This is a genomic window from Qipengyuania sp. 902 (assembly GCF_051195295.1).
Taxonomy (GTDB): domain Bacteria; phylum Pseudomonadota; class Alphaproteobacteria; order Sphingomonadales; family Sphingomonadaceae; genus Qipengyuania.
In genome coordinates this window covers 61,380-76,064 of sequence record NZ_JBNJLJ010000001.1, presented here as the reverse complement: position 1 = coordinate 76,064, position 14,685 = coordinate 61,380, and the positions used below count along the sequence as shown (strand labels likewise).

Annotated in this window: 11 protein-coding genes; 4 read left to right on the top strand and 7 right to left on the bottom strand. The window is 64.1% G+C overall.

Annotated elements, in window-relative coordinates; all coding sequences use genetic code 11:
• Positions 1 to 401: 401 nt before the first annotated feature.
• Positions 402 to 833, top strand: a complete 432-nt coding sequence (gene rplK / locus ACSH0F_RS00325) for a 50S ribosomal protein L11 (protein ID WP_435198824.1) — start codon at positions 402 to 404, stop codon at positions 831 to 833.
• Positions 834 to 837: 4 nt separating this feature from the next.
• Complete coding sequence (gene rplA, locus ACSH0F_RS00320) at positions 838 to 1,530, top strand: 50S ribosomal protein L1 (RefSeq protein ID WP_278327597.1); 693 nt, start codon at positions 838 to 840, stop codon at positions 1,528 to 1,530.
• A 58-nt stretch (positions 1,531 to 1,588) separates the two neighbouring features.
• On the opposite strand, the gene ACSH0F_RS00315 is transcribed toward rplA, so the two are convergent.
• The 7 genes from ACSH0F_RS00315 to ACSH0F_RS00285 all read right to left on the bottom strand — a co-directional run bounded on the left by ACSH0F_RS00315 (position 1,589) and on the right by ACSH0F_RS00285 (position 10,103).
• Entirely contained in the window at positions 1,589 to 4,513 is a 2,925-nt protein-coding gene (locus ACSH0F_RS00315) for a DUF2339 domain-containing protein (RefSeq protein WP_435198822.1), read from the bottom strand.
• Between the two features lie 61 nt (positions 4,514 to 4,574).
• On the bottom strand, positions 4,575 to 5,330 hold the full coding sequence (locus ACSH0F_RS00310; protein ID WP_435198820.1) for a competence/damage-inducible protein A: 756 nt from the start codon (positions 5,328 to 5,330) through the stop codon (positions 4,575 to 4,577).
• A 33-nt stretch (positions 5,331 to 5,363) separates the two neighbouring features.
• Complete coding sequence (locus ACSH0F_RS00305) at positions 5,364 to 6,866, bottom strand: flavin-containing monooxygenase (RefSeq protein WP_435198818.1); 1,503 nt, start codon at positions 6,864 to 6,866, stop codon at positions 5,364 to 5,366.
• Positions 6,867 to 6,973: 107 nt separating this feature from the next.
• A complete protein-coding gene (locus ACSH0F_RS00300; RefSeq protein WP_435198816.1) occupies positions 6,974 to 7,216 on the bottom strand; it encodes a hypothetical protein in 243 nt (80 codons plus the stop codon).
• A gap of 48 nt (positions 7,217 to 7,264) precedes the next feature.
• Positions 7,265 to 8,368 (bottom strand): hypothetical protein, encoded by a 1,104-nt coding sequence (locus tag ACSH0F_RS00295; protein ID WP_435198814.1) that lies wholly within the window; start codon positions 8,366 to 8,368, stop codon positions 7,265 to 7,267.
• Positions 8,369 to 8,413: 45 nt separating this feature from the next.
• Complete coding sequence (locus ACSH0F_RS00290) at positions 8,414 to 9,793, bottom strand: hypothetical protein (RefSeq protein WP_435198812.1); 1,380 nt, start codon at positions 9,791 to 9,793, stop codon at positions 8,414 to 8,416.
• A 1-nt stretch (position 9,794) separates the two neighbouring features.
• Positions 9,795 to 10,103: a PilZ domain-containing protein gene (locus tag ACSH0F_RS00285; RefSeq protein ID WP_435198810.1), complete on the bottom strand. Its 309-nt coding sequence runs from the start codon at positions 10,101 to 10,103 to the stop codon at positions 9,795 to 9,797.
• 129 nt (positions 10,104 to 10,232) lie between these two features.
• Here ACSH0F_RS00285 and ACSH0F_RS00280 point away from each other — a divergent pair, with 129 nt between their 5' ends.
• Together ACSH0F_RS00280 and ACSH0F_RS00275 are read left to right on the top strand one after the other, a co-directional pair.
• Entirely contained in the window at positions 10,233 to 11,261 is a 1,029-nt protein-coding gene (locus tag ACSH0F_RS00280) for a LacI family DNA-binding transcriptional regulator (protein WP_435198808.1), read from the top strand.
• Positions 11,262 to 11,338: 77 nt separating this feature from the next.
• Positions 11,339 to 14,665 carry an amidohydrolase family protein gene (locus tag ACSH0F_RS00275; protein ID WP_435198806.1) on the top strand — a complete coding sequence of 1,109 codons (3,327 nt, stop codon included), beginning with the start codon at positions 11,339 to 11,341 and terminating at the stop codon, positions 14,663 to 14,665.
• Positions 14,666 to 14,685: the final 20 nt, after the last annotated feature.

The window sequence follows — 14,685 nt, the reverse complement described above, 5'->3', positions numbered from 1 at the left end:
GTCCACGGGCGTTCGCGGCACGTCGTGTGGACGTTTTCCTACACCGGCGCGATGCATTACGCCGCAAACAATGACTTGCGTGTTTTTGATGCGGAATGAACCGGCTACGGGGCTGTTTTGCGCAAAGGCTCGTTTTTCCGCCCTGGACTGTGGTCCATGCGGTCCATGTGATGGGACACGCCCATCGCAGTCCCAACAGGGCTCCTGCATGCCGGAAAAGCGGCGAATCGCTTGCAAAGCGGCGAATCGCTTGCAATTGGGCGCCAAATCGCTATGTGCGCGCCTTCCCAAGTCAGCTTCGGGAACCCCGCGCGGGAGGTTCGGCATGCCGCACCGCTTGACCGCTTACCATGAGCCTCGGCTGGAAACAGGCGCGGCGAAAGTGAGAAAGGAGGCCATTCATGGCCAAGAAGATCGACGGCTATATCAAGCTGCAGGTGCCCGCGGGCACCGCCAACCCCTCGCCCCCCATCGGCCCCGCACTGGGCCAGCGCGGCGTGAACATCATGGAATTCTGCAAGGCCTTCAATGCTGCGACCGACAGCTTGGAAAAGGGCATGCCGATCCCGACCACGATCACGGTCTATGCCGACCGTTCGTTCAGCTTCGTCACCAAGAGCCCGCCGGCCAGCTTCCTGATCAAGAAGGCCGCCAAGCTCAAGTCGGGCTCGAAGGAGCCGGGCAAGGTTTCGGCCGGGACCATCAAGCGTTCGGCTCTGGCGGAAATCGCCGAGCAGAAGATGAAGGACCTGAACGCGAACGACATCGAACAGGCCACCAAGATCATCGAAGGCTCCGCGCGTTCGATGGGCCTCGACGTGGTGGAGGGCTAAGACCATGGCAAAGCAGACCAAGAAGCAGCAGACCGTCGCCAAGCTGGACAGCGAAAAGCTCTACACCGTCGACGAAGCTCTCGCCACGCTGCGCGAGCACAAGGCGAAGTTCGACGAGACCGTCGAAGTCGCGATGAACCTCGGCGTCGATCCGCGCCACGCCGACCAGATGGTCCGCGGCATGGTCTCGCTCCCCAGCGGAACCGGCAAGGACGTGAAGGTCGCCGTGTTCGCCAAGGGCGACAATGCCGACAAGGCGCTCGCCGCCGGTGCCGACAAGGTCGGTGCCGAAGATCTCATGGAAGACATGCAGAACGGCAATCTCGATTACGACCGCGTGATCGCGACGCCGGACATGATGGGCGTCGTCGGCCGTCTCGGTAAGGTGCTCGGCCCCAAGGGCCTGATGCCGAACCCGAAGCTCGGCACCGTGACTCCGAACGTGGAACAGGCCGTGAAGGACGCCAAGGGTGGCCAGGTCGAATTCCGCGTGGAGAAGCAGGGCATCATCCACTCCGGCATCGGCAAGCTGTCGTTCAAGGACGAAGACCTGAAGAAGAACTTCGAGGCGCTGACGCAGGCGATCGTGAAAGCGAAGCCGTCGGGCGCCAAGGGCAAGTTCGTGCGCAAGGTCACGCTGACCAGCTCGATGGGCCCGGGCCTCAAGGTCGACCTCGGTGAGGTCGAAGGCGCGTAAGCCCTCTCTTCTCCGACAGGGTTTCAGAAGGGCCGGGAGGAAACTCCCGGCCCTTTCGCTATCGGGCGTCCCCGGCAGGCGTAATCCGCAACTGTCGGGAATAAACCCAGCCGATGCCGATCAGGCTGAAACCCAGCGCCATGAAGCTGGCAATTCGGAGCAGCCCTTCCAGACCCGCTGCGTCGACGATGAACACCTTGGCCACGGCGATCAGGATCAGCACCAGCGACCCGATCCGCCAGCTGCGCTGGTCCAGGCGGTTGCCGAGGAACAGGTAGAAAAGCGCGAGCAGAATGCCGGCGAAGCTGCGCATCAGGTCTTCCGTTTGCGATAGCGGGATGCTTGCCGGGATAGAGCCTTCGAATGCCTGCCTGAGCAAGGTCAGGACCAGTACCGAAGAAAGCGCGATTACTACGCCGTCGAACGCGGGGCGCAGCCTCTCTGCCAGCCATTGCCTGAGCGATAGCGCGGCAATGATCGCGATGCCGTAGGCAGCGGTCGCGAGGTTCGCGATCGGCACTGGGCCAATCGCCTGACGGTCCCAGAGAGGGTTGTGGAGCAGGCCGGTATAGATCGTGAAATGCAGCAGTGCTGTCGCGGCGAGACCGATGCCCAGCCAGCGCCGGGGCGCGACACTGGCAACACCGGTGACGGCGAGCCATGCCAGACCGAGGAGCAGAGCTTCCCACAAAGTCCGCTCGGCGAGCCCGAGCGCGACAAAGCGGGTCTCGGTCTCGATCGCCAGCAGCTGCTTGAATAGCACATGCGCCGAGATGAGCAGCACCGGCGCAGCGAGCCATGCGGGACGCAGGGTCTCGACAGCGCGGATGGCCCGCAGCGAAGGCAGGATTGCCAGCGCCGCCGCCAGCGGAAGGATGCGGAGCAACACCGCCTTGGCTGAGGGCAGGTCGATCACATAGACGGGATCGGCGGCGAGCGAGGCTGCACCCGCCTCCAGCCAAGTCAGCAGGGGGACCAGTGCCCACAGTAGCGCCACGAATGTAAATGTACCTTGAGCAACCTCTCGCTCCTTCGCGAAACGGCAGACGGCAAAAGCGCAGAGGACTGCGGTCCATGCCAGAACGTCGGAAGGCACCACTTGCGCCAGCGCTCCGTATACGAGAAACGCACCGACCACTTCGGCGCTGTGGCGCATCGCCGGTTCTCGGCTAAACGCCGCCAGTGCTGCAAATGGAGCGGTTGCGGCGGTCCAGCGCAAGGCGGCCTGCCATGTCGTCGTCGAACCGGCGTCACCGCCGAGCAAAGCGGCTTCGTCGAAAAAGGTGCCGGTCGCCATCAGTACCCCGAGCGTCACGACACAGCCGATCGAACACAGCCGCGAAATTGCCGTTTCGCCGTTCCGGAAAAGCATGACGAACGCGGGCAGCAGCGCGACCGACGCCATCACGGGTGAAGTCCAGCCCGGCGTCACCATCAGCAGAGCCGCGAACGCTAGCGCGGAGGCCGATCCGAGCAGACCGGCAAACCAGCGGCGGTCCTCCCGCAAACGTAGCAGCCACGCGCCTGCCGCCGGTATGAGGGCTAGGAAAACGGTCGCAAGGAACAGTGCCCATTCGGCCTCGTCCGCGTCGAACTTGCCGAAAGTGGCGTAGGCAATTGCGGCAAGCGCTGGCGGCACCAGCGCGACCTGCAGGCGGTCGCCGATCCGGTCCGAACTGTCCCGCAGATAGGCGAGCGGCACGATCGCAAATACCAGCGCCAGCGCAGCGCCGACGAACGCAAAATCGCTCGGGAATGGCACCGGCCATTGCGCATAGAGCAGCAGGCCGACAAGCGCCGCGATCCCATTGGCCTCGCGCATCTCAGGCCGTTTCCAGCCGAAGAATGCCAAGGTCGCGCCGAGCAGCAGGTATAGCCCCCAGGCGAGCGGTGCATAGCCGCCCTGATCGACCAGTAGCGCCAATTGCACGCTGGCGACGAGCGCCGCGGCGAGCCGCAAGGGCCGCTCGAACCGCCCAGCCTCGCCAAGTGCGGGCATGACCGCGCCGAGGGCCACGAAATAGAGGCCCAGCGCAAGAATCTCCGCCACTCCCGGATCGCCGGCCAGCAGCAGCAGTGCACCCCATCCGAGCCCGCCGACGATGGCGGCAATGCCGAGCCATTGGCGCTGTTGCTGGCGGCCCGCGTAAACCAGTCCGCCGGTGACGAGGCCGAGGTAGAGCGCCAGCAGCGGCAGGTTCGTCTCCTCGCCACCGACCAGCGCAGGGGCCGCGAAGCCGCCGACCAGGCCGAGGACGGCACTCGGCAAGCCGAAGCGGAAGGACAGGCCGATCGCGCCTGCGGTCACGGCGGCCAAGCCAAGGAAGGCGAGCGTCTGCCCGATCAGCCCGTACTGTGAGCCGGCGAGGTAAAAACCCGCGTAAAGCGTGGCGAGACCTGCGCCAGCCAGCGCCTGCGCCACGCGCGGGTCGGCCACCTTGTCGCGAAAACGGTACGCCGCCTCTGCGCCAGCGATCAGCCCTCCGCCGAACAGGAAGGCCATGACGACCCGAAGCGTGGGCGTGATCAGCCCGCGCTCGATCGAGTAGCGGACGAGGAAGACGCCCGCGACGGCGAGCGTGACGCCGCCCGCCCAGATCGGCAGTCGCCGCCCGAACACGTCTTCAAGGTCGAAACTGAAGAGCGCGAAGAACGGCTCTTTCGAGGACGGTTCATCGACGGGCTGCGATGCAGGCTCCGGCTCGTCCAGCGGTGTAGCTGAAACGCTGGCTTCGTCTGCGACATTGGGGCGATCCCGCTGCAAGACCACCTTCGGGACGCTCGTTGGGCGCTCGGGCATCGCCTCGACAGCCGGCTCGTCAGGGACAGGCTCGCCCCGCCGGTCATCGTTGGCCGAGCGCATGTAATCGAACATGCGATCCTGCAGCTCGCTCAGCTCTTCGATGCGGCGTTCGGCCTTACCAAGACGCTCGGTCAGGTAATAGGCGACCCCGCCGAGTATCAGGATGAATAGCCATTCCACGCGTCAGCAAACCTCCCGTAGAGCAGGGATACTGCGCGTGGCAGGCTTAACAAAGGCTTCGTCAGATTCCGCCGGGGGTAAAGTCGAAACCGCCACTCGCCAACCCGTCGCACAGGCTGTCGACACAGCTCTTCAATTCTCCGCGGTCGGTCGAGCGGACCACGAAATTCGCGCCCACGCGGCCCTCGCGAAAGAAGGGGTAGCTACCGATCTGGCAAGAAGTGTGGGTCTGTTCGACCTGCCGGAGGATGTCGGCGACCTCGCTCTCCGGCGTCCAGCAGCCGACCGTCTCCGAGATCAGCGGTTTACCGCCCTGCAGCGTACCCGTCAGCGCGTCGAGCATGCCAGCCGTGATATGCGGCACGCCCGCCATCAGGTGCACGTTGCCGATCTTGATTCCCGGTGCACCCGACATACGGTTGGCAATCAGCTCCGCCCCCTCGGGCACGCGGGCCATGCGCAGACGTGCATCCGTGATGCCGCCTTTGTCGGCATAGTATTTCTCGAGAATCTCCCGCGCAGTCGGGTGGACGATAACGTCGACACCCAGCGCCCGAGCCACGGCATCGACCGTGATGTCGTCATGCGTGGGACCGATCCCGCCGGTGGTGAAGAGATAGTCGTTCGCCTCGCGCAGCGCATTCACCGCTTCCACGATCCGCGCGATCACGTCCGGCACGACGCGCACTTCGGCAAGGCGGATCCCCTGCACCTGCAGCCAACTGGCGACCTGCGCGATATTCTTGTCATGCGTGCGGCCGGACAGGATCTCGTCGCCGATAACGACGAGGCCGGCGGTGTAGATGCGTTCGCTCATGCGCTCCGACCTAATGCGGTGCGGCGCGGAAAGCTACTCCGCAGCTTCCATGCTTCCCTCCGCAGCCGAAACCTCTTCGGTCGCGCGGAAGAAGGTGAGCACGCCATCGTCGACCGGCTCGCTCGCCATGCGCTTGCGATCGAGCACATATTCCTGATTGAGCCGCCAGGGATAGCCCACCGCATTCTTCGGCATGATGTGCTTCGAACGCTGGATATAGCCGGACGAGAAGTCGAAGATGTCGTCTTCTTCGAGACCGTGATCCTCGGGCAGGCGGGGCACGACGATGTCCACGTCCATGCCCTTCATCAGTTCGAGCACGCGGCAGACGTAATCCGAATTGATGTCCGCGCGCAGCGTCCAGCTGGCGTTGAGATAGCCGAACACGACCGCCAGGTTCGGCACGTTCGAGAACATGCAGCCCTTGTAGTAGAAGTGCTCTGCGAGATCGATCGGCTCGCCTTCCTTCGACAGCGCGATCTTGCCGGCCACCGCCAGCTTGAGGCCGGTCGCGGTCACGACGATATCGGCAGGCAGGAAGGTGTCGTCCGTAAGGCGGACCCCGCCTTTCTCGAATGCCTTGATGTGACCGGTCACCACATCCGCCTTCCCGCTCTTCATGGCTTCGAACAGATCGTCGTCCGGCACCAGGCAAAGGCGCTGCTCCCACGGATTATAGGGCGGAGTGAAATCGGTGAGGTCGTAATCCTCGCCCATCGACTTGCGAATGCGCTTGTGCAGGCCTTCCGCCATCTTGTCGGGCTTGGTGCGCGCGCGCTTGAAGCCGAAGTCCTGCAGTTTGATGTTCTTCCACCGGGTGATCTTGTAGGCCGTTTCCTCCGGCAGGATCTTGCGCAGAAAATTCGCGATCGAATCCTTGGCCGGGCGGCTGAACATCCAGGTCGGCGTGCGCTGGAGCATCGTCACCTTGGCCGCCTTGTCGGCCATCGAGGGCACGATGGTGACGGCGGTCGCGCCGGACCCGATCACGACGACGTTCATGCCCGTATAATCGAGGTCTTCCGGCCAGAACTGCGGATGCAGGACCTGGCCTTCGAATTCGCCGAAATCGAAGCCCGGGTCGTAGGGCTCGTCGTAATCGTAATAGCCTGCGCCGAGGTAGAGCCAGTTCGCAGTGAGATGCTTGCGCTCGCCTTCCTTCGTTTCGAGCGTGACATGCCAGCGGGCCTCGCTGCCGCGCCAGTCGGCGGAAAGGACCTTGTGGCCGAAGCGGATATGCTGCCGGATGTCTCGATCGTCGGTGATGCGCTCGAGATAGTCGAGGATGGCAGGGGCATCGGCGATGGACTTTTCATGCTTCCACGGTTCGAATTCGAACCCCAGCGTATGCATGTCGCTGTCCGAACGGATGCCGGGATAGCGGAATAGATCCCAAGTGCCACCGATGTTGTCGCGTCGCTCGACAATGGCGAAACTATGGGTCGGGGCCTTGTCCTTCATATGCGCCGCCATTCCGATACCGGATATGCCTGCGCCGACGATCAGCACATCGAAATCGCTCGCCAATTCAGCCATTCTTCTCTCCTCTTGGTCACAGAATAGACCATGAGAGCGGCAAGCGCCAGTCAGTCTCTAAATGAAATGTTTTGTGGGGAGCTCGCCTTCGGGCACTGCAGTCAGGGTCAAAGTAGCTGGCGCGATCCCTGGCTCGCCAGCGCGCGGCGTCGGTCGGCCGGTGTTTCTCCAACCGGGTCATACGGCGCAATAGTCCGCGGGGTGTTCGGTTTTTTGACTCTGGCAAATAGAAGAACGAGCAGGAACGGCCCGAAATAGAACGGTAGCTGGCGCAACAGGGTAAGCAATATGCCATCGCGGAACACAACGATGGTCGTCGCTGCCAGCAAAGCATAGGCGAGCATCGCCACCGGCGTGGCCGATCGACCGAGCAGCCGGGCGTAGATCGCGCCGTAGAGTCAGGCGAAAAGCGCGGCGTAGATCGCAATCCCGACATATCCGAACGACATCCACCCCGCGCCGGGCAGCGAGATCGTCATGCCGATCGGCGTGCCGTAATCCCACAGCTCGAAGAACTTGACCGGCGATCCGATCGGCTTGTCGGGCCATAGCGATCGCGGAACGGGTTCTGTGAAAATCTGCAGATTATGCGCGAAATAATCCCAGCTGCCGGTGCGTTGCGGGACCGCGTAGACGATATATTCGAAATACTCGAGATTGGCGAAATCCATGTGCTCGAGCGGGTCGAGATCGTGGGCGGTGGTGTAGCCGCCATCGAGGTCTGAACCCAGCATGCTGCGCAAACTCTGGCCGCGATCGATCACGACCGCATTGAAGACAAGTACTGCGAGAATGCCCAGCCCCGCGACTCGTGGGTCGAACCAGCGTCTACCCCGCTCCAGCAAGAAGATAATTGCAATAGCCGTGGCCGCGAAGACGAATGCGCCGCGCCCTCCCGAGCCGAGCATCAGCACGCTGGCGATCGCGAAAATGAACCATCCCAAGGGCCGGTAGCGCAGCAGCCAGACGGCAAATACCGAGAGCGGTGCGAGTATCAGGGCTGATTCCATGAACCAGCCGTTGGCCTCGACGTTGACCATGATACCCGTCCCGGCATCGCGGGCCATGGTCAGATAGGGATCGACCCGCCGCTCCCACGTTGCGAACTGAGCCGCGAGGGCGAGAGGCGCCAACAAGACGCAGGTGAGAAGTATCGGCCCCGTAAAATCGCGCCGTAAGCGGTCGAATTCAAGAGCGTCGGGCGATCGTGCCACCGGCTGTCCTCCCACACGCAGAGCGGTGAAGACAAAGACGAGCATCGCCAGGTTCGAGCCGAGGATGACTGTAATCTTGTCACTCATCGACGGCAGGAAATCATAGACCCTGTAAACGAGATCGAATTCGTAGAACCGGGCAAACAGCGGTCGGATCACGAAGATGAAGCCGTGGAAGGCCAAATAGATTGTGGCCGGGTGGAACAGGCTCGCCGCATCGTGCCGGGCGTAGGCGATGCATGTCCCGATAAAGACGAGGCAGGAGGCGAGGAGCAGGAAGTCGTACACGGTCGGCGCAGAATGACCCTTCCGGCGGCAGGCCGCAAGCTGCGATCAGCTGCGTTGCCCCAGGAAACGCGCCAGGTGGACGACGTCGGCAAGGCGATCGCGGCTCCCGAGTGCGCGAAGGAAATTCCGCACGTTCCAGTCCAGCCTGGTTAGTACGGTACGAAAGGCAAGCACTGTGGCCACCAGCTCGGCGGGGATGAGCATGGCGACGATCACCAGCAGCGGCAGGCCGGCCGTCGCCAGAGCCGTCGCTGCACCCAGTGCGAGCAGCGAGGCGAGGAGATAGCTACGGGCCAAGGCGCCATGGGCACTCTCTGCAGCGACCATCGACTGCGGTGTCGTTGCAAGCCCGCGAAGCGCACCGGCCGCAAGCAGAGTAAACGCCAGCCCGGGATCGAAAGCGCCTTTTCCGGCAGTGAACAGGGCAAGCAGCCAGTCGCCCGCCAGCATCAGCACGCAAGCAAATACGGCGATCGCGACTGTCGTAAGGGTGGTCATGGTCGCCAGCTGGCGCCGCTGGATGGCTTGCTTGTCGCCCTCGATATAGCCGGCTTCGAAGAACTGGACCGAATAGACGACCGTCATGACCAGATCGATCGCGCGGACCACGACCCGGATGGCGACAAAACCGGCGACCGCGGTGGCGCCGAAAGCAAAGCCGACCAGCAGCGTGTAGCCCTGAAGATTGAGCGTATAGACGACCGGCAGGATGATGAAGGCCAGCGATGGGCGAAGGAGTTGGCGCAGGGTCGGCCGGAGGGGCACCGCCGGGGCGACAAAAACCTCCGGCGCGTGGCGATAGGCGATCGCGCCGATTGCCACGGCGGTGAGGCAGCGCAAGCCTGCCAGAGCAGCCGCCAGCAGAACAAAGGACTGGCTCTGGGTGACGCATAGCGCGAGCACCGCGATCTCCGTCAGAGCGGCGATATTGAGCGCCACAGCCGAGAGCGGATAATGTCCGCTCACCCGCAGCGGCACGAGCATCAGCGCAGCCTGGACCAAGGCGAAGATATACATGCCCAGCCAGACGGTGCTGAGGCGGAGTTCGCTCTGGTCGACAAAGCCGAAATCGCGGGCGAGGTCGGCGGGGACGACCATCGCGCAAGCGATCAAGACAGCAATGGCCAGCGCGCTTAGCCCGGTTCCCCAGATCCAGCTCGCCCGGAACGCCGCACGCGCGTCGGTCCAGCGATCCTCTCTCGCAGCGGCAAGGGCTGCGTTCCCGCCCGCGCCGGAAAAGGCCTGTCCCGCCATCACGAGATAGGATGGAACCGCGAAAATCATCATCCACGTGCCGACGCGATTTGCGGGCCAGTTCGCGAACAGGATCGGCAGCGTCGCCAGCTGGACGGCGACACGCGTCGCAATCCCGCCGAGATAGGAAATTGCCGCGCCCAGCAGCCGACGCCGAGCGCTCTGCCGCATGCTATTCGCCTTCGCGGCGATCCATCTCGCGAACGATGTGCTCGAGTACGCTGGGATGGAGCGGACGATCGAATTGCGCGCCGACCGTGCTGCCCTCGCGCCATTTCACTTCTGCGGGGATAGGGCCGATGTTCCCGAGCTTGACGAGGATTTCCCCGTCTTCCTCGAGGATGGAGAATTTGTCGAAAAAGCGACAGCCATATTCGGAAACATCCTTGATCCAGATGTCTCGCGAATTGCCATGCTTGCCGCGATAGCGACCTGCGACCTGGACTGTGAACCGGTCTTCCCGTCGATGGTCCTGCGCCATGCGATACCTCTCAGTTCCCACCCTCTTATGCGGTGCCGGTTCGTCTGTGCAAGTGCGGGCTGAATTGCACTACTCGCAATCTCGTGAACTTCGGGTTAGGGACACGATAAAACTGCCATGGGACGTGGGATGTCGAACAGTCTGAACGGTGCGCCGCGGCGCGTGACCTCGATCGATGTTGCCGAGCGTGCAGGGGTCAGCCAGTCGACCGTCAGCCGGGCGCTTTCGGGGTCCGAGACCATTACCGAAGCGACCCGGCGCCGGGTGGAGCAGGCGGCACAAGAGCTCGGCTACCACGTCAATGCCCGCGCGGCCGGTCTGCGGCGTGGCGAAACTGGGACGATCGCAATCGTGGTGATCGGCCGGGCAGGGCAGGGTGCTGCCGCGATCAATCCGTTTTACTATTCGATGCTGGGCAGCACCTGCGCGGCGGCGGCGGAGCGGGGTTACGAAGCGCTCGTCTCGTTCCAGGCCGAGCCCGAAGAACTGTTCGGCCACTACGTCGCGCGGCGGCAGGCCGATGGCGTCGTCGTGATCGGCACGGCGACCAATCAGCCCGCATGGGACTATTTCCGCGAATGCGCCGCGCAGAGCGATTCCATCGCCTTCTGGGGCTCCCCGTTCGACGATGCCACATGGGTGCGCTCCGACAACCGCGACGGGGGGCGGATTGCAGTCGAGCGGCTGGTGAAAGGCGGCGCGACTTCGATCCATTTCGTCGGCGACACGCATTGCTCGCAGCGGCAGTTTTCGGAACGTTACGAAGGTTATCGCGCGGCGATGAAGGCGGGCGGTCTGGAAGTTCACGAACCCCTGGTGGGGGAAGGCGAGGATCGGGTTTCGCAGGGGCGCAACGCCATCGCTACGCTGGTCGAGAAGGGCGCGGATTTCGATGGGCTCTTCTTTGCTTGCGATGCCATGGCGCTGGGAGCTTTGGAGGAGCTCGCCTCGCGCCAGATTGCGGTGCCGGGCAAGGTCTCGGTGATCGGCTTCGACGGGCTCGGTTCGGGCGAGTTCAGCGCGCCGCCGCTGACGACGGTGGAGCCGGACTTCGCCATGGCGGGCAAGCTGCTCATCGACACGGCGCTGGCCAAGGAAGGCGAGAAGCCGGAGCGGCGGGTACCCGTGCGTCTGGTGGAGCGCGCCAGCGTAGGCTGAAGCCCCGCTCGCAATCGCCATTTGCCCTCGCGCCCCAGCCGCCTATGAAGCGGGCAAGGCATTCGAGGGAGACAATCATGAAATCCAGCATCGCATCCGTTCTTGCAGCCCTGTTCGCGAGTCAGTCGGCCCTTGCACAGGACCCCGAACCGACTCCCGATCCGGTCGAAGAGCAGGAGGTCGATGCCTCGCAGGACGAACAGCCTGCCGAAGGGTCGGGCATGGCGGTCGATGCGGCTCCCGCAACTGCCAATCCGGCGGCATCGAGTAGTAACGACGAAAGTTGGGACGTCGCCAATCCGCGCGGCTTCACCATCCGGCAAGTGCCGATCCGTACCGACGAGGGTACGTGGATCGATGTCGATGCCTCGCCCGACGGACGCACGCTCGCCTTCGCGCTGCTCGGCGACATCTACACCATGCCGATCGCCGGCGGCACGCCGCGCAGGATCGCGGAAGGCCTGGCGTGGGAGGTGCAGCCGCGCTTTTCGCCCGACGGACGGCGGATCGCTTTCACCAGCGACCGTGGCGGCGGGGACAACATCTGGGTGATGAATGCGGACGGTTCGAGCAAGAGCCAGGTTACCAAGGAAGAATTCCGCCTCCTGAACCAGCCCGACTGGTCTCCGGACGGCAAATACATCGTCGCCAAGAAGCACTTCACGACCGAGCGCTCTCTCGGCACCGGGGAAATCTGGCTCTACCATCCTTCCGGCGGTGGCGGCGTCAAGCTGGTCGCGCGCGCCAATGAGACGTTGCAGAAGGAGCTCGGCGAGCCGATCTATGCGCCGGGCGGTGAGGCAGTCTACTACACCCGCAACGTCACCGGCGGCCCGATCTTCGAATATGCGCAGGATTCGACGCAAGGGACCTTCGCCATCGAGCGTTACGACCTCGCCACCACCGAAGTAACGACTGCGGCCAGCGGGTATGGCGGGGCCGTGCGCCCGACGCCGTCGCCCGACGGCACATCGCTGGCATTCATCCGGCGCGAAAAGGATACGACCGAGCTGTGGGTGAAGAACCTCACCACCGGCGTCGAGCGGATGATCTACGGCGATCTCGATCTCGATATGCAGGAGACCTGGGCGGTCTATGGCTTCTATCCGCGCATGGACTGGACGCCTGATGGCAGCGCGATCGTCGCCTGGGCCGGCGGCAAAATCCGCCGCATCGCCGCCGATGGCAGCGGCGCGAGCGTGATCCCGTTCCGGATCGACGACACGCGCGGCGTTGCCGATGCGCCCCATCCTGTAATCCCGGTGGGCGAGGACAGCTTCACGGCGAAAATCCCTCGTTTCGCCAGCGTCAGCCCCGACGGCCGCACGGTCGTCTTCGAAAGCCTCGGCAAGCTTTACACCAAGCCGCTTGGCGGCGGCGAGCCTCAGCGCTTCCTGTCGGATGGGGGCGAGGCGCTCGAGCTGTGGCCGAGCTGGTCGCGCGACGGCCGACGGATCGTGTTCGTGCGCTGGACCGACGATGGGCTGGGGCAGGTCATGACCGCAGATGCGAATGGTCGGAACGTACGGGCGGTTACCCGGACCCCCGGCCACTATGCGCAGCCGCAGTTCTCGCCCGATGGCGATACCATCGTGTTCGAAAAACGTTCGGGCGGGTATCTGACGTCGCCGGAATACTCGGAGAACGAAGGCGTATATTCGGTCTCCGCGAATGGCGGAACGCCTGTACTGGTTGCGCGCGACACGACCGATCCGCAGTTCGGCGCCGATGACGACCGCCTGTTCATGCTCGGGCGGTCGGGCGGCAAGCTCCAGCTGCTATCCGCTACGCTTGCCGGGGACCGCCGCCAGGTTCATGCCGAAGGCGAGCTCGTCAGCGGATACAGCGTCAGCCCGCGCGGCGACATGCTGGCATTCCGCGAGAATTACGAGGTCTTTGTCACGCCGCTCCTGCCGGGCGGTCAGGCGGTGACACTTGGCGAGAAGGCCAGTTCGCTGCCGGTGACGCGCGCCAGCAAGGACGGGGCGGACTACATCGGCTGGACCGATGGCGGCAGCACGCTGACCTGGTCGATGGGGCCGACGCTCTATCGCGCTCCGACCTCGGCGATGTTCTCCAATGCGCCGCTGGCCAAGGACGCGCCGAAATTCACGCCGCCTGCCAGCGGAATCTCGCTCGCCCGGACAATCCGCGCCGACAAGCCGACCGGCGTGGTTGCCCTGACCGGCGCGCGCATCCTGACCATGACCGGCGACGGCGCAGGCGCGATCGAGAATGGTACGATCGTGATCCGCGGCGACCGGATCTCTGCAGTGGGCGCGGCGGATGCCGTGGCCGTTCCGGCAGGCGCGACTGTGATCGACGCAGCGGGTAAGACGATCATGCCCGGCCTCGTCGATGCCCATGCCCACGGGCCGCAGGGCGTGGCCGATCTCATCCCGCAACAGAACTGGTCGCTGGTGCAGAACCTCGCATTGGGCACAACCACGCTCCACGATCCGTCGTCGCGCGCCAGCATGATCTTCGCAGCGTCGGAACGGCAGCGGGCGGGCAGCTTGCTGGCTCCGCGCATCTTCTCGACCGGGGAAATCATCTACGGCGCCAAGGCACCTTCGGTCTATGCCCGCATCGACGGATACGAGGACGCGCTGGCACACGTGCGCCGGATCAAGGCGCAAGGCGGCGTCTCGGTGAAGAACTACAACCAGCCGCGGCGCGAACAACGCCAGCAGGTGGTCGCCGCCGCGATGGCCGAGGATATGCTCGTGGTCGCCGAGGGCGGATCGTTGTTCGGCATGGATATGAACCTGATCGCCGACGGCAATTCGACCGTGGAGCACAACGTCCCGGTCGAATATTTCTACGAAGACGTCCTGCAGTTCTGGGGCGGCTCGCAGACCAACAACACGCCGACGCTGGTGGTCACTTATGGCGGGCTTGCGGGCGACCCGTACTGGCGGCAGGCGACCGATGTGTTCGACAACCCGCTGCTCGTCCATACTCCGCCGCGCCAGCTGATCGCGCAGACCGCGCGGCGCGTCACTGCTCCGGAATGGGCCTTCGTCGACGACGATGCGGCGCGCGAAACGAAGAAGCTGGCCGAACGGGGCGTGAAAATCAGCATCGGTGCGCATGGCCAGCAGGCCGGCATCGCCGCGCATTGGGAGCTGTGGAGCTTCGTGCGCGGCGGAATGACTCCGATCGAGGCGCTGCGGGCCGGCACGATCTGGTCGGCCCAGTCGCTCGGCATGGAGCGCGATATCGGCAGCCTTGAGGTCGGCAAGCTGGCCGACCTGCTGGTCCTGTCCGCCGACCCGAGCGTGGACATCCGCAACTCGGACGACATCGAGCGCGTGATGCTGGGCGGCAGGCTCTACGATGCGCGCACGATGAACGAAGTGGAGACGGGTTCGGAAACCCGCCGACCCTACTGGTGGGAGTGACGTGATCACTGCGGGCGATG